Genomic DNA, 21,338 nt, shown 5'->3' with positions numbered 1-21,338 from the left:
ATAAAACTATCGGTAAAGAGAGGTAACTATCAATTGTACATTGTTCATTGTTTATTGTTGAAAGGGGTCTTTTTTCATTAATTTTTGTTAATCTCGATCGTATATTCAAACTCAAAAGGAACTGGTTTGGCAATTTCATAGCCTTGAAGGTAATCTATTCCCATCAGTTCTAGTTCTTGTAGGATAACCTTATTTTCCACAAACTCCGCTATGGTTTGCAAATTCATGACATGACCAATACGATTAAAACTTTCAACGATCGCATGATCAATGTCACTATTAACCAGATTTTTGACAAAACTACCATCAATTTTTAAATAATCAACGGGAAAATGTTTAATATAGTCAAAAGAGTTCATGCCGTGGCCAAAATCATCAATAGCAAAACGACAACCTAATTGTTTGAGTTGATTAATTAACTTCAAAGCTTGGTCAAAATTGCCGATCGCTGTACTTTCTGTAATTTCAAAACAAATGGTATCAATAGGTATTTCTGCTTGTTCTAATTGTTGCTGTAAAAAATCCAGAAAATGATCGTTGTTAATACTTGCTCCTGAAATATTAAGAGCATATAAATTATGAGAATAATTATGATGATGACAATGTTGATGATAGTAATCGTGATATTTACTTAAAAAAGTACTAATCACCCAACGATCGATCGCCGGCATTAATTCATAACGTTCTGCTGATGGCATAAAAACTCCGGGAGCAACTAATTGACCTTTTTCACTTAGTAACCGCAATAAAATTTCATAATAAATGGGCTTACCCTGTTGAACGGGAATAACTTTTTGATAATAGAGACAAAAACGATTTTCTTCTAAGGCTTGATGAATTTGGATTACCCATTGTCTTTCTCTGCGTTGTCTAAGTAATTCATAATCATTAGCTTGATATACTTGGACACAGTTACGCCCTCTACCTTTAGCGGCATAACAAACAGCATCAGCTATACCCATAACAGTATTTTTATCATTCATATGATAATCGATCGCTACTACCCCGATACTCACACCAATATTAAAAGTCTTATTATTCCAAGAAAAACGGAACTTTTCAATCATTTCCCTAGAAATTTCCGCTATTTCAATGGCTTTTTCCACTGAGCATTGATGTAATAAAAAAGCAAATTCATCTCCTCCTAAACGTGCTAAAGTATCACTGTCACGAATTCGTCCTTGTAATATTTTTGCTACTTGACGCAATAATTCATCTCCAGCCACATGACCACAAGTATCATTGATAACTTTAAATTGATCTAAGTCTAAATAACACAAAACATGATGTTGACGCTCATTTTTGACAGAATTAAGCGCTATTTCCAGTTCTTCTTCAAATTGAGAACGATTAATTAAACCTGTGAGAAAATCATGACTGGCTTGCCAAGAAAGTTGACTGGTGAAATTACGAACTTCTGTTATATCCCGAAACACAATTACTGCACCAATGATATTACCATGATTATCTTGAATAGGGGCGGCAGAGTCATCAATAGGAATTTCTGTGCCATTACGTTTAATCAAAATAGTATCTTGAGTCCGATTAACTATTTTAATTTGATCTAAAACCTCAAAAATAGAATTTTGTACTGGATTTTTAGTAAATTCATTAACAATTCTAAAAACTTCAAATAAATGCAATCCCTGAACTTCTTGTTCATTCCAACCTGTAAGAGATTCAGCGATCGGATTAAGATAAGTAACATAACCTTTTGCATCAGTGGTAATTACAGCATCTCCAATAGACTTGAGAGTTACCTGAGCTAATTCTTTTTCAAAAAAAAGGGCTTCTTGGGTTAGTTTATGTTTTTCGATTTCCTCCGTAAGATGCAGATTTTTTTCCTCAAGACTTTGTTGCAGTCGTTGGATAGATAACTGAGTTTCCACCCGTGCTAATACTTCTTCAATTTGAAATGGTTTAGTGATATAGTCGGCCCCACCAACGGTAAATCCTTGAATTTTATCAAAAGTATTACTAAGTCCACTTAAAAAAATGATAGGAATAGGAGCAGTTTTCTCATCAGCTTTTAATTGACGACAAATTTCATAACCATCATAGTCAGGTAACTTAATATCAAGTAAAATTAAATCAGTTGGGGCTGAACACGCAGCTCTTAAAGCCATACTTCCCGTAGTGCAGGAACGAACTTTATACCCTTGTTCTTGTAAAGTATCTCGGAGAAGGCGCAGATTATCGGGTGCATCGTCAACAATTAAAATACTACCGTTGGCAAAATTATTCACAGTCAAACATCTCCAATAATCAATAAAACTGGATTAATACATCAGGACTTAACCATAAATCTCTAAAATCTTTTGTGTTTAATTCTTTGCCAAAAATAGCATCAATATCTGGCTCTAATCATTTATCACAATCCATTATCATATTTTTATGGATGGGAATCTATACCTAATTCTATCATGATCTATAGTAAATAGTATATTTTTAACACGGTGTTGGTGAGTTATAATTAGGTCCATAGCATAAGATAAGAGAGAGAATCAAAACCATTGCAAATCAAGAGTTTTAAAATTTGACAATGTTGTAATTATCTTTTTTTTGTTATAACTATTTAAAATCTTTTTATATAAAACTGAATAATAAAACGTGAATTACTCATCATCAGATGCACAAAAACGCAATACTGAACCTATAAGACATTATAACCCTCGATCGATCGCTCAGTATTATCGTTATCGTCCTTGGTTGGCAATATTTCGCAGTTTGAAAATTATCTTTTATTTTGGGGTTTTCATCCTTCAATTAATCTTAGATAAATGGTTTAACCAAGAAGAAAATAACAAGCAAAAAAGAGCAGAACAATTAAGAAAAATTTTAACAAAATTAGGGCCGACATTTATTAAAGTTGGTCAAGCATTATCTACTCGGCCAGATTTGGTTCGTAAAGATTTTTTAGAAGAATTAATAAAATTACAGGATCAATTGCCTCCTTTTGATACTAAAATTGCTTTTAATATTATTGAAAAAGAATTAGATTTAGAAGTAGAAGATGCCTATAAAGAAATCTCCTCACAACCGATTGCGGCGGCTAGTTTAGGACAGGTTTATAAAGCTGTTTTACACACGGGTGAAGAAGTTGCCGTTAAGGTACAGCGTCCTAATTTATTACCTGTTATTACCCTTGATTTATATTTAATGCGTTTAGCTTCTGCCTGGGTAGCACCTTTTTTACCATTAAATTTAGGTCATGATTTAGGGTTAATTGTTGATGAATTTGGTACTAAATTATTTGAAGAAATTGACTATATAAATGAAGGAAGAAATGCTGAGAAATTCGCTACTAATTTTTTAGGTGATGATGAGGTAAAAGTTCCTTGCATTTATTGGCGTTATAGTACCCATAATGTTTTAACTTTAGAGTGGATTAATGGCATCAAATTAAATGATTTAGAAGGGATAAAAAAAGCGGGTTTAAATCCTAGCGATATTATCCGTGTCGGAGTCACTTCTGGTTTAAGACAGTTGTTGGAACATGGTTTCTTTCATGCCGATCCTCATCCGGGCAATTTGTTTGCTTTGACAGATGGTAGAATGGCTTATATTGATTTTGGTATGATGGATCAGTTAACAGAAGAGACTAAAGAAACGATCGCATCTTCCGTTGTACAGTTAATAAATCGTGATTATGAGGCTTTGGCAAAAGATTTTGTCAATTTGGGCTTTTTAACTCCAGAAACAGATATAAGACCTATTATACCTGCCTTAGAGAAAGTTTTAGGCAATGCCGTTGGACAAAGTGTAGGGGATTTCAACTTTAAAACCATCACTGATGATTTTTCTGAGTTGATGTTTGAATATCCTTTCAGAGTACCAGCAAAATTCGCTTTAATTATTCGCTCATTAGTCACTCAGGAGGGTTTAGCTTTAAGTCTTAATCCTGATTTTCGTATTGTCGAAGTATCTTTTCCTTATGTTTCCCGTCGTTTATTGATGGAAGAATCTCCTGCTATGCGTAAACGTCTTATTGAAGTCTTATTTAAAGATGGTAAGTTTCAATGGGAAAGATTAGAAAATATGATTGCGATCGCACGTTCTGATCGACAGTTCGATTTATTACCGACGGCTAGTTTAGGATTACAATTTTTAGTTTCTGAGGAAGGGGATTATTTACGTAGGCAACTAATTACGGCTTTAATCGAAGACGATCGACTACACACAGAAGAAGTACAACGATTATGGACATTAATTCAACCAGAATTTCAACCCCAAAAACTGTTTAATGTTGCCTTACAAGCCATTCGACAATTAGCGATAAGCTAATCATGAGCAATGAGTAATAGTAATAAGTAATCGAGTCACTTTAGCACACTTGCTCTGTTAGTATTGAAATAAATTTCAATGCAGGTTATTGATTAACGTCTAATTCCTAAAACTCTAAAACCCAACACCTAAAACCTAATGAATTATTAATTGTTAAAATGTTAATGAAACTCGTCAAAAAAAACTATCCTCGGACAAATTTGCGCACTTTATTAGTGTGGCCTTTTTTGTGTCAGATTTTGGCGATTTTAGCTATTGTTACCTATTTATCTTATCGTAGTGCAAAAAGGGCTTTAAATGAAATTACAACTGATTTAAACAGTGAAATTGCTTATAAAATTGATAATTATTTAGAAAATTATTTTATTGAAGGAACAGCATTAAATCAAGTTAATAGAAATGCAGTTATTATTGATCCTTTATTATTTCAAGATTTAACACTATTAGGACGTTATTTTATTTCTCAATATCAATGGACGAATAATATTGATAAAATTGCTTTTGCTGATGAAAAACAAGGAAATTATATAGAAATTATCAAAAAATCTTCCCAAGATTTTGAGTTAAAAATTTTAGATAGAAATGAGTCTAATAGTTTATTAACTTATTCTGTTGACTCTCAAGGAAATATTATTAAACTGTTACGCCGTCAAGATGATTCTAATTTTGATTCTCGCCAACTTTTTTGGTATCAAAATACTCTTAAAAATTATCAAAATCAGTGGCTTCAACCTTATAAAGATATTTCTAATCAACAACTTATTACTTTTACAAGTAAAAAAATTTATGATGAAAAGAATAACTTTTTAGGTGTTTTAACTAATCATCGAGATTTAACAGATATAAGTTCCTTTTTAAGTCAATTAAAAATCGGTAAAACTGGTTTTGCTTTTATTATCGATCGAAATGGTTTATTAATTGCTGATTCCTTGAGAAATAAATATAACAATCAAGATAAAGATCTGAGATTTTTTTTAACTCCTGCTATTAATAATCCAAATATAGACATTCGACAAATAATTGAGTTTTTAAACTCAAAAAATGTTTTTTCAGAACATGATATAAAAATTCAGGAATTTCAATTATCTACTAATAAAAATAATCTCTTAATTAAAGTTGTTAATATTAGTAATAATTATGGAATTAATTGGTTTGCAGTGGTAGCAATTCCTGAGTCAGATTTTATGACTTTTATTCAGGAAAATACAAAAATAACTATTAGTTTATCGGTAATTGCGTTGATTTTTGCTATTTCTAGTGGTGTAATTACTTCTAAATTAATTATTCAACCAATTATCAAATTAAAAACAGCATCTCAAAATATTTCGGAAGGAGAATTTAATCAAAAAGTTCCTTTACAAGGTATTGAAGAATTGGATATTTTGGCGGAATCTTTTAATCACATGAGTGAGATGTTAAAGGCTTTTTTTGATAATTTGAATACTTCTTTACAAGACGTTTCTAATCTCAAATATGCCATCGATCAATCTGCCATTGTAACTTTAACTGATCCGGGTGGAAAAATCATTTATTGTAATGAAAAATTAAAAGAAATTTCTGGTTATTCTGAACAAGAATTAATTGGAGAAAAAACTAATAAATTAAAGTCTGGTTGCCATAATAAAAATTTTTATGACAAAATGTGGTCAACCATTTCTCATGGCCATGTATGGCGAGGTGAAATTAAAAATAAGGCGAAAAATGATCATTATTACTGGGTTGACACTACGATCGTACCATTAACAGATGATAGAGGTAAAATTTTACAATATTTATCTATTCAAACAGAAATAACGGAGAGAAAATTATTAGAGAAAAATCTGGAAAAAATAGTCGAAATTAGAACTCAAGAATTAGCTAAAGCAAATCAAGAAATTAGTCTTTTAAATACTCGTTTATGCTCAGAAAATATCTTATTAAGTGGTAAGTTAAAAATTCTCCACGAAATGCAACAATTAATATTACCTAAAATTGAAGAATTAAAAAAAATTAAGTCTTTAGATATAGCTGGTTATATGGAACCGATGGACGAATTAGGAGGAGATTATTATGACGTTTTAGAATTAGATGATGTTATCACTATTGGCATTGGAGATGTAACAGGCCATGGTTTAGAAAGCGGAATGTTAATGGTAATGATACAAGCGGCTATTTGTACTTTAAAACAACAGGGAGAAAAAAATCCAGTCACTTTTTTAGATACTCTTAATCGAGCAATTTATTACAATATTCAAAGGATGAAATCAGAGAAAAATCTCTCTTTAGCAATTATTAATTATCAAAATAATCAACTATGTATTAGTGGACAACATGAAGAAGTTATTTTGGTGAGAAAAGGAGGAAAAGTAGAATTAATTGACACGATCGATTTAGGTTTACCTATTGGTTTAGATTATGATATAACAGAGTTTATTGATCATATATTAATTAATCTTAATTCTGGGGATGGAATTGTCCTTTATACTGATGGAATTACCGAAGCTAGAAATGTTGATAAAGTTCAATATGGTATCGATCGACTTTGTAATGTAGTTAGTCAAAATTGGCATTTAGACATAGAAAGTATTAAAGATATTATTATTAATGATGTCAAAAAATTTATCGGTTTAAATAAAATTACTGATGATATTACTTTATTATTATTAAAGCAGAAATAGAAGAAAAATATTCATTGTTCAAAAAAGTTCAAGATGTTAAAAATAAATCAAATTACTCACATTTAATAAAAACAAGATGGAATGGAATTTGCTAACGGCACAAAATTTGGCAATCATTGACAAAGAAGTAGGAAATAGGAATTTTTCTTGTGCAGAATATGAGATTGTTCGTCGAGTTATTTGTGCTACAGGAGACTTAAATTATTATTCTTTAGTTAATTTTTCTGCAAATGCTTTAAAATCCTCCGTTGAGGCTTTAAACGATCGAGTTCCTATTATTGTTGATGCGGCGGTAATTCAAACAGGAATTTTATACTCATTACAACAAACTTTTCTTAATCCTATTTACTGTTTAGAAGATATTTCTATCCCTATTTCTTTACGGCAGAAAAAGTCATGGCTTTTACAACATCTTTCTCTACGTTATACCTCTCCCATTTATATTATTGGTCAAAGTTCGGGAGTCTTGATTACTCTACTAGATTTGATGGAATCTCAGTCTATTCAACCTAGTTTGATTATTGCCACTCCTTCGGGATTTATTCGTAAGGAATTGACAAATAATCGACTTAAAGAGTCTTCTGTGGCACATATTCGCATTGACAGTTCCAAAGGAGGAGTTAATCTGGCCATCGCAATTTTTACTGGTTTAGTCGATTTAGCTTGGATTGGAAAACAATTAACTATTAGGAATTAGGAATTTAATAACGTTTACAGTGATTATGAGGTTACGAAGCAATCTCTAACTCTAAACTTTGGTACTTTATTTCGTTTTTTAGTAATGCCTAATTGGGTGCGATTAGCATAAGGGTTTGTCCATATTCCACTGGTTCACCATTTTCCACCAAAATCTCCATCACTTGTCCTGATGTTTCCGCTTCGATTTCATTCATGAGTTTCATCGCTTCAATAATACAGACTACTTGACCATGAGAAATTCGATCGCCTGTTTCTACAAAAGGAGATTCTCCGGGAGCAGAAGCACGATAAAATGTACCTACCATCGGGGATGTTATTTCAATCCAGTTATCTCCTTTTTTTGGAGAAGATGGTTTATCGATCGTGATATTCGGAGTATTTCCATTTTCGAGGACATTGGGAGGTTCTGTTATCGGAGGAGTTATAGAAGGCGGAGGACTAATAGTATAGATAGGTACGCTACTATGAGGATTAGTTTTTTGCAATGTTAACTCAAAATCTCCTTCTTTTATCGCTAATTCAGTGATGTCTGTTTTGGCGATCGCTTCGATAAAATCTCGTAGTTGGTTAAAATCTATTGGCACTTTTTAATACTATATATATATTAAGAGAATTGATAATTGATAATTGATAATTGATAATTATTTTACTCTCTACCTAAATAACTATCATTACGGGTGTCCACCTTAATTTTTTCGCCGATGACAATAAATAGAGGTACCATAATTTGTGCGCCCGTTTCGAGGATAGCTGGTTTTGTGCCTCCAGTCGCAGTATCACCTTTCAATCCTGGATCTGTTTCTACCACTTCCAAAACCACAGAAGTTGGTAATTCAACATCTAATACAGTGGTATTCCAATAAAGAATATTAACCTCCATTTCTTCTTTGAGATATTTAGAACGATCGCCCACTTGAGCTTCGGTTAAACGTGCTTCTTCAAAGGTTTCCATGTCCATGAAGACAAATTGATCTCCTTCTTTATAGGTGTGTTGCATGGTACGTTTTTCGAGGTTAGCTTGAGGTACAGTTTCCCCCGCTCGGAAGGTTTTTTCCATCACGTTACCATTTTGGGCATTTTTCAATTTAGTACGCACAAAAGCAGAACCTTTACCCGGCTTAACGTGCAAAAATTCGACAACTTTCCAGACATTACCATCTAATTCAATACTGACACCCGGACGAAAATCATTACTAGAAATCATAAAAATTTAGACTATAAACGGTTTTTTTAGTAATTTTATTCAATACTCAGTTAAAATACTTAAACTATATTCTCTTAAAATGGTACTGATGACAAGTAGCGAAAGACAATTAGCTGTTAGCTGTTTATAGGAATGCTATTCATTAGTAAACTTAGATATTAAACTAGGACTTATATATTAATTCATGAAAATACGTCGTCAACAACCATCTCCCACTGTGGCAGTGGAAAGTCTCCGTTATCAAATACAATTACCTGAAAATGAACCTCAAAATATTTTAGAAAAGATCGTTTGGCATAAAGAAAAAGAAGTCGAAAAAATGCGCGATCGAGTTTCTTTGTTAGACTTAAGAAAAAAAGTGGCCGAGTTATCTTCTTCCCCCCTTGATTTTCTTAACGCCTTAAAGAATTCGCCAAAAAAACCAGCTTTAATTGCTGAAGTAAAAAAAGCATCTCCTAGTAAAGGGATTATTAAACCAGATTTTGATCCTATTTCGATCGCTCAATCCTATGAAAAAGGTGGTGCATCTTGTTTATCTGTGTTAACCGATAAAGAGTTTTTTCAGGGTAGTTTTGAGAATTTAGCTAAGGTAAGAACTGCGGTAAAACTGCCTTTGTTATGTAAAGAATTTATTATTTATCCCTATCAAATTTATTTAGCAAGATTAAATGGTGCGGATGCTGTTTTATTGATTGCTGCTATTTTAAAAGACTCTGATTTACGTTATTTTCTCAAAATTATTCATAGTTTAGGAATGACGGCTTTAATTGAAGTTCATACCCTAGAAGAACTCGATCGAGTTTTATCAATTGAAGAAGTAAAATTAATTGGAATAAATAACCGTAATTTGGAAAATTTTGAGGTTAGTTTAGAAACTACTAAAAATATTTTATCCGCTAGAAAAGAAACTTTATTAAATAGGAAAATCACAGTAGTTAGTGAATCGGGATTATACACAAAAAGTGATCTTGATTTTGTTAAGAGTGCTGGAGCAAATGCAGTTTTAATTGGAGAATCATTAATTAAACAAGATAACTTAGAAACTGCAATTAATAACCTTTATAATCATTAGGATTATTGCAAAATTTAGGGAATAAAACATAGTGATTAAAATACATGATCTCTTTTGTTAAATCTAATTTAATTTTAATTTTTCAAGAGGTTTAGTAAACTTAGATCTGTTTCAGCTTATTTTTAAAATATACTTTTTTAATAAATTAACTCTTAAATTTTAATGTTAATGAATGTGCATAAAAATTAGTATTATTATTCCTGTTATTAATGAAGAAAAAAACTTAATTAAAATATTACCTAATCTCGAAAACAACTCGGAAATAGAATTTATTTTTGTAGATGGTGGTAGTCAAGATAACACGGTTAAATTAATTAAAAATGAAGGCTTTAAGGTTATTTTATCTCCCATTTTACGTCGTAGCTATCAAATGAATTTAGGGGCAAAAAATGCTCAAGGAGAAATATTATTATTTCTACACGGGGATACTATTTTACCATCAAAATATCAAGAAACCATTATTAAGACTGTTCAACAAAAAAATTTTATTTTAGGAGCATTTCAATTAAATATTGATAGTAATAAACCTATTTTTCGGTTTTTAGAAATGATTGTAAATGCTCGATCGAAATATTTATCATTACCCTATGGAGATCAAGGAATTTTCTTAAAAAAAGAACTATTTGATAAGATTAGAGGATATAAAGATATACCGATAATGGAAGATTTTGAGTTAATTAAAAGACTTAAAAATAAAGGAAAAATTTATATAACAGATTCAGCTGTAACTACTTCATCAAGGAGATGGAATAAACTAGGAATCATCAAAACAACTCTTATTAATCAATTAATTATTATTGGTTATTATTTACAAATTAAACCAGAAAAATTAGCTATTTTCTATCGTCAAATTAAATAATAAAATTTGCAACTTTTTTTATTAGTACTAGATAAAAATATCTATTAATTAGCTTTAGTTTAATTTTATCACTTCCTATTTATTTTTTATTCCTTAAAATCTGAATTTTTGTATCCCACCTAATTTTTTTTTCTGATGACGAGTTGAACCGAAATAATTTACAATAGAAAAAACTCCGATAGGATAAGTAAGATGCAAATTTTTGGTGAATTTATTGAACAATTTCCCCCGGAAAAAGATTCTTTAGAATTGACTTTTACTCCTTCCTCTATTCCCCTTAAAAAACGTTGGCGAAATAATCGTTTATCTGCTTATTTTATAGCTGATTATTTTACTACTTTTTTGCCTTTAGATGATGGAGATATGGCACAACAAAAACGCATTAAAGATAGTCAATCTGCCGTTTCTTATGTGGCTAATGAGTTGCTAGAAAATGCGATGAAATATAATGATGAAAATAGTAATTCTCAAATTCAATTTGGAGTTCATTTTTTAGAAAATAATCATTTAATAGCAGTAATTTTTGCTACCAATAGTATTAAGTCTAATGATATGAAGAAACTACAAGATTTTATCGCTAGATTATCTTCTGAAGATACGGAATCTCTTTATATTGAACAATTAGAAAAAAGTGCCTCTAATGAGCCTGAAGATGAATGTTCTGGTTTAGGTTTTTTGACTATAATTAATGATTATTCTGGTAAAATAGGATGGAAGTTTGAAACGATCGAATCTACTAATTCCTATGATTTTAATCTAGTCACTACTATGGTGCAAATACAAGTTTAAGTTTATAATTCCCGATCTATAGTTAATAATTAAATGATGATTAATATGGAAAATCAAACGGTAAAAGGAGATGATTATTTAATAGAATTATATCCTCAAAATATGACGGTAAAATTTGCAGGAGAGTTAAGTTTAGGAGGCCCTCAAGAATATGCTCCTATTAAAGATCTATTAGAATTAACTACAGAAAATGATCCAGAAAATATTACGATCGATTTAAAAGAATTATCTTTTTTAAATAGTTCTGGTATTAGTATGTTATCAAAATTTGTAATTGGTTTACGAAAAAATAAAAGAGTACAATTAATTATTTTAGGTTCAGAACAAATCCCTTGGCAAAAAAAATCTTTGAAAAATTTACAAAAGTTTTTACCCGGGTTAAAACTAGAAATTAACTAAAAATTAATCAATATCATACAGTCATTTATTTAGTCATTTATTTAATTGTTAATTAAGCTAAAACTAATTTTAATATCAGTAAAAATTTCTCTTATCTTTAAATAACCATTTTTAAAATAAAGGAAGTAAAAATATTGAACTTAAAATTCCTAATAGTAAACCGACTACTACTTGAACAGGTGTATGACCTAATAATTCCTTTAATTTTTTCTCGTTTAAATCTTCATTATTAATAAATTCTTCCATTATTTGATTTAAGATTTTAGCTTGTTTTCCGGCCGCTTGTCGAACTCCTGCCGCATCATACATCACTATACCAGCAAATATGGAAGCGATCGCAAATTCAGGAGAAGACCATCCCAAAATTTGACCGACACCTGTCGCCAATGCTCCTACGAGAGCAGAATGAGAACTAGGCATTCCACCTGTACTAACAAGGTAGCGAAAACTAAATTTACGATTAGTAATAGTGTCCACAGAAACTTTGATTATTTGTGCCAAAATACAGGCAAGAAGAGGAATAGCAATTAAACGATTGGTGAATATTTCAATAAAAACCTGCATTTGTTTCACCTAATTTTTACGCTGAACAATATATTCTGCAATAGCTTGTAATGGTAAGGCTTTTTTTCCATATACCGTTAATTGTGCGATCGCATCTTTTACTAATTCTTCTGCTTTATTCTGAGAAGTTTCTATACCCCAAAGTTTAGGATAAGTCGCTTTTTGGGCGCAAACATCTTTCCCCGCAGTTTTGCCTAATTCCTCACTGGTAGCTGTTACATCGAGAATATCATCAATAATTTGGAATGCCAAACCAATATTTTGAGCATATATTGACAAACGACTCAAATCATCCGACGATGCACCCGCTAACACCGCTCCAGAAGAAACACAAGCCTCTAGTAAAGCTCCAGTTTTGCGACGATGAATGAAAGTCAAAGTCTCCGCCGTAACATTTAACTTCCCTTCGCAATCCAAATCCATAACTTGTCCACCCACTAAACCGTCTGCACCAACGGCTTTACCTAAAATAGCTAACACCTTAACAATTCTTTCTGAGGGGATATTTTTTGTATTTTCTGCCACATATTCAAAAGCATAAGCTAATAAACCATCACCGGCTAAAATCGCTATATCTTCTCCATAAACCTTGTGATTTGTTAATCTACCTCGGCGATAGTCGTCATTATCCATTGCTGGTAAATCATCATGAATTAATGACATGGTATGAATCATTTCCAAAGCACAAGCAGTAGGCATCGCCATAATTTCATTTTCTGTCAATAAATCTGCTGTTGCCAAGCAAAGAATTGGGCGTAATCTTTTTCCCCCTGCTAAGAGAGAATAACGCATTGCTTCGTAGATTTTTTCGGGTTTCCCGATGGGCAAAGATTCATCCAAAGCCTTTTCTACTAACTCTTTTTTTTCCTGTAAATAGGCTTTTAAATCAAAGTCAGATTTTAAAGTGTTTTTCAATTCGGTTTGTATCATGATGTAATTGACACGATCGCTTATTATCATGGATCAATTATCAATGATTTATGACGATAGATCAATCAATTAAGAATTAGGAATTAGGAATTAAGAATAGGAATTAGCCCCCTTGATTCTCGATGATTCTCGATTTAAAAACAAAATAACTCCCAAGCTAAGACGCATTTAACTTGCATATAATTTAATGATAAATAACTCTTTCTCCTTCTCCACCCGTCTTCTTGTCTCTCTGTCTTACTTTTGCTGATAGTGAACTACATGAGTTTTAGCTTACTTAATTCTTTAATTGAAAAAAGGCTAATCGCTAACTCCTAACCCCTAATTGTTTCGCTTCTAGTAAATATTTCATAACATCCTTTTCCTTTCGATTTAGCTTGATACATGGCAATATCAGCATCTTCCATCACCTTTTCCACAGAGTCGTAAATCATGGAACTTAAAACAATACCTATACTTATATTTGTAAATACTCTATTTTCCCTAATCATAAAAAAAGTACTTATATCTCTCTGAATTCTTTGTGCAATATGACAAACCTCTTCAATATTAGAAATATTCTCCAATAAAATAGCAAACTCATCTCCACCAAAACGAGCAACAGTATCCATCGGGCGTACTAATTTTAACAAACGATTTGCCACGCCAATCAGTAATTGATCTCCAGTCCAATGTCCTAAAGTATCATTAACAATCTTAAAGCTATCTAAATCTAAAAATAAAACTGCAAATAGATATTCTCGATTGCGTTGAAATCTTTGAATAGCATCACTAAGTCTTTCAGTAAACCAAACTCGATTTGCTAAATTTGTTAAACCATCATAAAAGGCTTGATGTCTTAATTGTTGATTGATTAATCTTCTTTCCGTGTCATCTCGAAAGACGAAAACAGTACCTGAAGATTCTCCCATAAAATCTTTGACAGTGTTAATATGTGTAGTATTGCCAATAGGTGAAATACTGTCAGAAATGGGAATTTGTATGCCATGTTTATTAATTAGAGATGTTTGTTCGGGGAGTTTACACAATTTTCCTGATTTAATCACATTCATCAAAACCGAATCAAGACTATTTTTTGTATTCTCATCAATAACGTTAAAAACCGAGTTTATGGACTGATTTACTGCGTCAGATAAAACCCAACCTGTCATTTTCTCTGCGGAAGGATTAAGAAAGGTTACATTACCATTATTATTTGTCACAATTACTCCATCACTGATACTATTTAGTATTGTTGCTAACCACTGGGCATTTTCTTTTAATTTTCGATCGATTTGATGCTTATGAAGGGCTATTTCTGCGGCGATGCGTAATTCTTGTTCTGTAAAAGGTTTAATAATATAACCAAAAGGTTGAGTTGTTTTTGCTCTTTCTAAAGTTTTTTCATCTCCGTGAGCAGTTAAATAAATAATGGGAATATCTAAAGTTTCAATAATTTTTTGTGCCGCTGTAATACCATCCATTTCTCCAATTAATCTTATATCCATTAAGATCAAGTTGGGTTTAATTTCTAGGGCTTTTTCGATCGCTTTTTCTCCGGAATCGACAAACATAGGCACATTATAGCCCAAATCTTCTAAAATCATTTGCAAGTCTTGGGCAACAATACTTTCATCTTCAACTACCAATATTTTCATTCGATTGTTTGCCATTAAAAAACTATTCCATCAGTGGGCGAAATTATTCTTTGTTATAGTTCAATTATAAACAATTTAAAGTTATTGTCCATTTTGTTCCTTGTTCATTATCCAATACAATATTTCCTCTCAGTTGATTAGTGAGATTTTTGACTAATCTTAATCCTAAAGTAGTGGTTTTTTCCCAGTCTAATTCAGGAGGTAAACCTTTTCCATTATCAGCGATCGTAAGTATTAAATTTTCTTGATCATCGGAACTAAGTCCAATAAATAGTTTTCCTTTTTGGTTATCATCAAAAGCATATTTAAGCACATTAGAAATTAATTCATTGATGATTAAACCACAGGGTAGAGCAGAATCAATATCTAAAAAGAAATTTTGTTCTATTTTGATTTTAACCTCTATGGTTGAATTACTTACTTGATAAGAACTAAATAAAACATTAATCAATTCTTTAATATATTTAGATAAGTTTATTTCAGAAAGATTATTGGATTGGTAAAGGTGTTCGTGGATTAAAGCCATTGACTGAATACGAGTTTGACTTTCTTTAAATCTAAGGCGAATGCTAGAATCTTGTATCGATCGAGATTGCAAATTTAATAAGCTATTGATGACTTGTAAATTATTCTTAACCCGATGATGTATTTCTTTGAGCAAAACTTCTTTTTCTCGTAATGATTTTTCTATTTGTTGTTCAATTTGTTTTAATTGTGTAATATTCCGAATACTTACTACTATTCCTGAGATAGTTTGATCTGATTCAAAAGAAGGAGAATAAGTCACACTGAGGTATTGTGGATTACTTTTATCCCGTTCATTCCACATCTCAAACTGAATTGTTTCACCAGACAAACAGGACTCTACTTTGGGAACGACATTAATATATACTTCGGGATCTAAAATTTCGGCAATGTGATGATTAACAACTTCAGAGTAGGATTTTCCATGTAAGTCTAAATAGTTTTGATTAACTACTTGATAGGTATAATCACGCTTAACTAAAGCGATGGCATCATTGGTGGCAGAAACAATACGTTCATATTGTCTTAAAATATTTTCTGATTTGAGACGATCGGTAATATCCCTTGCCGCCGCATAAATCAAATTATCCACTGGAACACAACTCCACTCAATCCAACGATAAGAACCATCATAACAACGATAACGATTAACAAAATTGTTAACAATATGTTGATTTTTCAGGATTGATAAGGCATTATCGGTTTTTTCCAAGTCTTCTGGATGGATATAATCGAAAAATTTAGATCCTTCTAGTTTTTCGATACTATAACCGAGAGTTTTTTCCCATTGACGATTTAAGCGCAAAAAATCAGCATCGGTATTAGCGATCGCCAATAAATCAATGGCAACGGAAAAGAAGCGATTTAATTCTTCAGTTTTCGTCTTTAAAGATGCTTCTATTTGTTTTTGCTTCGTAATATCATAAGCGATCGCCCAGAATATTTTAACGGTATTATCTTCTTCCATTACGGGAAAAAGAACACTACGAAATATTTTAGTTTGATTATCAATGATAATTTCATCTTCTATGTCTAATGCCTCAAGAGTATTTTTTAAAATTTCTAGTCGTTCTCTAAAAGTCTGACATAAGGATTCTGGAAATAAATCTTCAAAGGTTTTGCCAATAATATTTTTTGATGATAAATTTAGGATATTACATAAAGTGTTGTTAGCTTCTAAATAACAACCATTTTCATCAAATAAGCTGATAGATAATGGTGCATTGTCCAAAAGAGATTGTAATTGTTCATTAAGATGTTGCAATTGCATCTCTGCTTGTTTTCGATCGTGAATATCTCTCCCCACAGATTGAAACTCAATAAAATTTCCTTCTTCATCAAAAATTGCCCGATTTACCCATTGCATCCAACGAATTTCTCCTTGAACAATAGCACGATGTTCAATGGTTGCCACAGGATTTTCTAAAGAAAGAGAATCAAGCATTCGATCTATTTTTGGTAAATCTTCAGGATAAATGACGGGAAGATATTTAGATCCAATCACCTTTTCTCGCTTTATTCCATAATAATTACAGTAGGCTTGATTGACAAATAACAGAGTACCATCAGGTAGAAAACGACAGATTAACTCCGTTTGATCTTCAATAATAGCTAAATATTGAGCCTCACTTTCTCTCAGGATATTTTCTACTTTTTGACGTTTCTTAATTTCTTGTTGAAGTTCTTGATTTAATTGTGCTAAAGATTGATTTTGCTTGATTAATTGTTGCTGTTTTCTATACAATAAATTTTCCGCTTGTTTTCGTTTAAAGTCAATACGATCTAAAAAATAGGAATTTCTCCAAAGTATACTTCCAAAGGTTATGATATATAGTATAGATAAAAGATTAAATCCCATAGCTACGGTATAAAGATCTTGTTCATAGCCAATGAGAATTAATCCGCATAGAAGAGGAGATAATATAATAATCATCGGTAAAACATTTCTAGCGATCGTCCCACCAAATGTATTATTAGTAATTATTCTCATTATTCCTCGATGGGGATAAAGAAACAAAGTACTGATAGTGAAGATCATAAAATTTAATGACGTATGTAATGCCATGTCAGTATAAGACTCAACACGATTAAAATAAGCGGTGTTGTAAATTAATCCTAAAAAAGCAAGTAAGGCGATTAAAAAAACTACACAAGAAAGAATGTGCGCACTAAAATATAATGGACGAGGCAAATTGAGAGATAATTTAACGAATGCTAATATCAAAAAACAAAAAGCGGTATTAAATCCCATTCTTCCTAAAGGTGCATTTACCGCATTTACACCTCCTGTATTTTCAAAAAAATCTTTAACAAATAATTGATCAATGCCAAAATTTAATTTGAAGATATACTCAATTAAAGTCATTATGGCAATAGTTAACACAATAACCATAAAGAAATTAATTAACCATCGTAAAACTTTATTTTGAGAGCCTCGAAAAGCAAAAGATTTGTAAGATAATAAACTAGAAGTACTCAACAAGATAAAGCATAAAGCTGTATTAAACTTCATGGTGGCTAAACTCGGTGAAATTCTGATGAGTGATTCAACATGAAAAATCCATCCCACAATGACCGATAAAGCGATCGAACCTGTTAGGATGGCTAAAAAAAGACTATATTTTGTCAAAGTTATTTGAAACTTCTTCGCATTAAAATCAGAATTTCTCATACCGTTACCGAGTTAATCATTAATTCCTCATTTCATACAGTTTACCCACTTCTTCAAAATTGACTCTCTATTCTTCTCATCTTCTCTTTTCAAAAGGGTTTCTATCTGAAGACTTTTTCACCAACCCCTACTTATTAACCTAAAACTCATGTAGTTTATTATTAGCAAAAATGATACAGAGAAACAAGAAGACAGGTGGACAAGGAGAAAGAGTTATTTATTTATCATTAAATTATATGCAAGTTAAATGCGTCTTAGGTTATCTCAGAGAATATATTTGACTACTTTAAATTTCATTGGGATTAATTCCTTGAGATCTTAAAAAATCTGCTAGTTTTTCGGCTCGTTGTCTTTCCTGTTCAGCTCGTTGTCTTTCATGTTCAGCTTTTTCATCCCCCGTTAAAAGAATATTGCCAAGACGATCGCACCAACGCAACCAAGTATATTCTTTGTCTTCAAACTTACCCTCCCAAAGAGTTAAGCCTAAGTCAATATTGGGCATAAAATAATCATCAAGTAAATAATATTGGGTTGCTCTCAATTCATAAACGTATAATGGTTTTTCCCCAAGACAAAGCAGAGGATCAAAAACCACATAATATGCTACTCCTGCATCAGCATAATCCGTTAATTTGCTACCTAATTCATTACCTACTTTATTAGAGACAATTTCCACTGCTACTTCTGGAGGTTTACCGAAATTCCAGAGAAAATAAGAACGATTATGCTTTTGTGACCAATCTTGAGGGATACTAACCCTAAAGCTCAGAAGGGTATCAGGTACTAAAGGGGAGCGTTTAGCCCCATAAAATAAACCGACATTAGCTGTGGCTAAAAAAGGAAAATCTCGGACAAGCGAACTATAAAGAGAATTTGTTAATAGTCTTTGTTGTTTTTCTGAAATTAAATTATCCACAGGGGTATCATCTTCTGTAATCAGATTACTAATATCAGGAATAGGCATTTCTTCCCATTCTTTTTCAGGTGATTCTACATCAACTATTGGTGAAGGAAGTGATTGTATCATGTCTTAATTAGAAACACAAAATATTAAAGATCTTAAATATTCGTCTTTTTAATTTCCAATATAACATAATAGTATTTTTATTCACGAAAGGACTTCTATGACCTAAACACTATAATTCATCTTTATTTCAAGATGAGTAATACATTTTTTTTGCTTCCTCAATATTCATTCTCGATGCAACTCCCAATGACAAGCTCGATCGAAATCCATGATTAAAATGATCACAAGCGGCACAAGCAATCATGGCCGCATTATCCGTACAAAGTGTCAGAGGGGGAAAAAACACCTGTAAATTGTATTTATTAGCTTCTTGTTGTAAATGTTGCCTTAAACCACTATTAGCGGCCACACCACCACCAACAGCAATTTTTCTCAAATTTAAGTCTAAACAAGCACGAATTGTTCTTTTTGTCAAGGCTTTTGCTATAGTAAATTGAAAACTAGCACATAAATCCGCAATGGGCAAATTATCACCTTCTTCCTCTTTTAATTTAGTAATTAATCTTAACATCGCTGTTTTTAACCCACTAAAACTAGAATCATAAGGATGAAAACCTTGATTATTTGGTAAAGAAACTCTCCCTTCAGGAAGTTTAAAAGCCTCTGGATTACCTTCTTTTGCTAATTTATCAATGACAGGTCCCCCCGGATAAGGTAAATTTAATAACCGTGCTACCTTATCAAAAGCCTCTCCTACTGCATCATCTCTAGTTGAACCAATATTCTTATAAATACCACTATCTTTAACATGAATTAAGCTAGTGTGTCCTCCTGATACTAATAAACACAAAAAAGGTGGCTCTAAATCAGGATCATTAAGATAACTAGCATAAATATGACCCTCTAAGTGATGGACTCCTAAAAATGGTTTATTATGTACCATAGCTAATGTTTTAGCCGCTGTTACTCCCACTATTAATGATCCGACTAAACCGGGTGTTACAGTGGCGGCGATCGCATCGATTTGATTCCAAGATAAACCAGAATCTTCTAAAGCCTTATCAATACAAGGATTAACCATTTCTAAATGTTGACGGGAAGCTAACTCAGGTACAACCCCCCCATATTGTTCATGTAACTTAATCTGTGAAGCGATGACATTAGATAAAATATTACGATTTTTTACGATTGAGACGCTAGTTTCATCACAACTGCTTTCTACTGCTAAAATTACACTCATTATTTAAGTAATTTGTTAAGAATAATAAATTTTCTTCTTATTACTTTACTCCATTTACTAATCACAGTAAGATCGCATTTGAAGCCATTTTTCAGCTTCTTTTTTGTAACAAAAACTTATTGTTTCAATAAAAATACAGGAAACAATTTCTATGGGAAAAATATTTAGTTTAGTATTAGCTTTCGCTCTTTCCGTGTCTTTATGGGCAAATTTTGCTCCTACTGCTAGTGCAGATTTATCTCACTTAACTCCTTGTAGTGAGTCTGCGGCTTTTCAAGCTAAAGCCAAAAGTTTCCGTAACACCACTTCCGATCCTCAATCTGGTCAAAAACGTGCTGAAAGCTATGCTGAAGCTCTTTGTGGCCCTGAAGGGTATCCTCACTTAGTAGTAGATGGCAGATTAAGCCATGCTGGAGACTTTATTATCCCCGGCGTATTATTCCTTTATATCGCTGGTTGGATTGGCTGGGTAGGTCGTTCTTATCTTATCGCTATCAGAGAAGAAAAAGACACCGAAATGCGTGAAATCATCATCGATGTACCTCTCGCTATTAGCAAAATGTTATTTGGATTCTTATGGCCTTTACAAGCTTTACAAGAGTTTACTTCTGGTCAATTAACAGTTAAAGACTCGGAAATTTCCGTTTCTCCTCGTTAATTTTTGTTGCTCATTTTAACTAATTATTAGGAGAAAATTTGATGAAAGATTTAACAACTTTTTTATCCACCGCCCCTGTTTTAATAACTGCTTTATTAGTTTTCACTGCAGGTTTATTAATCGAATTTAACCGTTTTTATCCTGATCTTTTATTCCACCCGATGGGCTAAATTTTTCATTGAA

18 protein-coding genes are annotated in these 21,338 nt (G+C 31.9%); 9 read left to right on the top strand and 9 right to left on the bottom strand.

Annotated elements, in window-relative coordinates:
* Nucleotides 1-77 precede the first annotated feature (77 nt).
* Nucleotides 78-2,246, bottom strand: a complete 2,169-nt coding sequence (locus GM3709_RS16320; protein ID WP_066121255.1) for an EAL domain-containing protein — start codon at nucleotides 2,244-2,246, stop codon at nucleotides 78-80.
* A gap of 364 nt (nucleotides 2,247-2,610) precedes the next feature.
* On the opposite strand from GM3709_RS16320, the gene GM3709_RS16315 reads away from it, so the two are divergent.
* From GM3709_RS16315 to GM3709_RS16305, 3 genes are all read left to right on the top strand, one after another.
* Nucleotides 2,611-4,284 (top strand): AarF/ABC1/UbiB kinase family protein, encoded by a 1,674-nt coding sequence (locus GM3709_RS16315; protein WP_066121253.1) that lies wholly within the window; start codon nucleotides 2,611-2,613, stop codon nucleotides 4,282-4,284.
* A gap of 164 nt (nucleotides 4,285-4,448) precedes the next feature.
* Nucleotides 4,449-6,941 (top strand): SpoIIE family protein phosphatase, encoded by a 2,493-nt coding sequence (locus tag GM3709_RS16310; RefSeq protein ID WP_231937584.1) that lies wholly within the window; start codon nucleotides 4,449-4,451, stop codon nucleotides 6,939-6,941.
* Nucleotides 6,942-7,017: 76 nt separating this feature from the next.
* Nucleotides 7,018-7,638, top strand: a complete 621-nt coding sequence (locus GM3709_RS16305) for a precorrin-8X methylmutase (RefSeq protein ID WP_066121249.1) — start codon at nucleotides 7,018-7,020, stop codon at nucleotides 7,636-7,638.
* Nucleotides 7,639-7,726: 88 nt separating this feature from the next.
* On the opposite strand, the gene accB is transcribed toward GM3709_RS16305, so the two are convergent.
* Complete coding sequence (accB, locus tag GM3709_RS16300) at nucleotides 7,727-8,224, bottom strand: acetyl-CoA carboxylase biotin carboxyl carrier protein (protein WP_066121247.1); 498 nt, start codon at nucleotides 8,222-8,224, stop codon at nucleotides 7,727-7,729.
* Between the two features lie 62 nt (nucleotides 8,225-8,286).
* On the bottom strand, nucleotides 8,287-8,844 hold the full coding sequence (gene efp, locus GM3709_RS16295; protein ID WP_066121244.1) for an elongation factor P: 558 nt from the start codon (nucleotides 8,842-8,844) through the stop codon (nucleotides 8,287-8,289).
* Between the two features lie 184 nt (nucleotides 8,845-9,028).
* Between efp and trpC the strand changes: the two genes are divergently transcribed.
* From trpC to GM3709_RS16275, 4 genes are all read left to right on the top strand, one after another.
* Nucleotides 9,029-9,916 (top strand): indole-3-glycerol phosphate synthase TrpC, encoded by an 888-nt coding sequence (gene trpC / locus GM3709_RS16290; RefSeq protein ID WP_066121242.1) that lies wholly within the window; start codon nucleotides 9,029-9,031, stop codon nucleotides 9,914-9,916.
* A gap of 172 nt (nucleotides 9,917-10,088) precedes the next feature.
* Nucleotides 10,089-10,775: a TIGR04283 family arsenosugar biosynthesis glycosyltransferase gene (locus GM3709_RS16285; RefSeq protein WP_066121240.1), complete on the top strand. Its 687-nt coding sequence runs from the start codon at nucleotides 10,089-10,091 to the stop codon at nucleotides 10,773-10,775.
* Nucleotides 10,776-10,967: 192 nt separating this feature from the next.
* Entirely contained in the window at nucleotides 10,968-11,564 is a 597-nt protein-coding gene (locus GM3709_RS16280) for a DUF6272 family protein (RefSeq protein WP_066121238.1), read from the top strand.
* Nucleotides 11,565-11,609: 45 nt separating this feature from the next.
* Nucleotides 11,610-11,963, top strand: a complete 354-nt coding sequence (locus GM3709_RS16275) for a slr1659 superfamily regulator (protein WP_066121235.1) — start codon at nucleotides 11,610-11,612, stop codon at nucleotides 11,961-11,963.
* 111 nt (nucleotides 11,964-12,074) lie between these two features.
* On the opposite strand, the gene GM3709_RS16270 is transcribed toward GM3709_RS16275, so the two are convergent.
* From GM3709_RS16270 to tsaD, 6 genes are all read right to left on the bottom strand, one after another.
* Nucleotides 12,075-12,527: a divergent PAP2 family protein gene (locus GM3709_RS16270; RefSeq protein WP_066121999.1), complete on the bottom strand. Its 453-nt coding sequence runs from the start codon at nucleotides 12,525-12,527 to the stop codon at nucleotides 12,075-12,077.
* Between the two features lie 9 nt (nucleotides 12,528-12,536).
* The gene (gene crtE / locus GM3709_RS16265; protein WP_066121233.1) at nucleotides 12,537-13,457 is read right to left on the bottom strand and encodes a geranylgeranyl diphosphate synthase CrtE; all 921 of its coding nucleotides are present in this window, start codon (nucleotides 13,455-13,457) and stop codon (nucleotides 12,537-12,539) included.
* Between the two features lie 314 nt (nucleotides 13,458-13,771).
* The gene (locus GM3709_RS16260; RefSeq protein ID WP_071828060.1) at nucleotides 13,772-15,109 is read right to left on the bottom strand and encodes a diguanylate cyclase domain-containing protein; all 1,338 of its coding nucleotides are present in this window, start codon (nucleotides 15,107-15,109) and stop codon (nucleotides 13,772-13,774) included.
* A gap of 49 nt (nucleotides 15,110-15,158) precedes the next feature.
* Nucleotides 15,159-18,290, bottom strand: coding sequence for a PAS domain S-box protein (locus GM3709_RS16255; RefSeq protein WP_066121229.1), 3,132 nt, complete (start codon nucleotides 18,288-18,290; stop codon nucleotides 15,159-15,161).
* 286 nt (nucleotides 18,291-18,576) lie between these two features.
* Nucleotides 18,577-19,317 carry a Uma2 family endonuclease gene (locus GM3709_RS16250; protein WP_066121226.1) on the bottom strand — a complete coding sequence of 247 codons (741 nt, stop codon included), beginning with the start codon at nucleotides 19,315-19,317 and terminating at the stop codon, nucleotides 18,577-18,579.
* A gap of 127 nt (nucleotides 19,318-19,444) precedes the next feature.
* Nucleotides 19,445-20,497: a tRNA (adenosine(37)-N6)-threonylcarbamoyltransferase complex transferase subunit TsaD gene (tsaD, locus tag GM3709_RS16245; RefSeq protein WP_066121223.1), complete on the bottom strand. Its 1,053-nt coding sequence runs from the start codon at nucleotides 20,495-20,497 to the stop codon at nucleotides 19,445-19,447.
* Between the two features lie 151 nt (nucleotides 20,498-20,648).
* Here tsaD and GM3709_RS16240 point away from each other — a divergent pair, with 151 nt between their 5' ends.
* Nucleotides 20,649-21,155, top strand: coding sequence for a Photosystem I reaction center subunit III (locus tag GM3709_RS16240; RefSeq protein ID WP_066121221.1), 507 nt, complete (start codon nucleotides 20,649-20,651; stop codon nucleotides 21,153-21,155).
* A 41-nt stretch (nucleotides 21,156-21,196) separates the two neighbouring features.
* Nucleotides 21,197-21,325 carry a photosystem I reaction center subunit IX gene (gene psaJ, locus GM3709_RS16235; protein ID WP_017296182.1) on the top strand — a complete coding sequence of 43 codons (129 nt, stop codon included), beginning with the start codon at nucleotides 21,197-21,199 and terminating at the stop codon, nucleotides 21,323-21,325.
* Nucleotides 21,326-21,338: the final 13 nt, after the last annotated feature.

Source organism: Geminocystis sp. NIES-3709 (assembly GCF_001548115.1).
GTDB lineage: Bacteria > Cyanobacteriota > Cyanobacteriia > Cyanobacteriales > Cyanobacteriaceae > Geminocystis.
The sequence above is the reverse complement of the archived record's forward strand: the minus strand, read 5'-3'. Positions and strand labels throughout refer to the sequence as shown.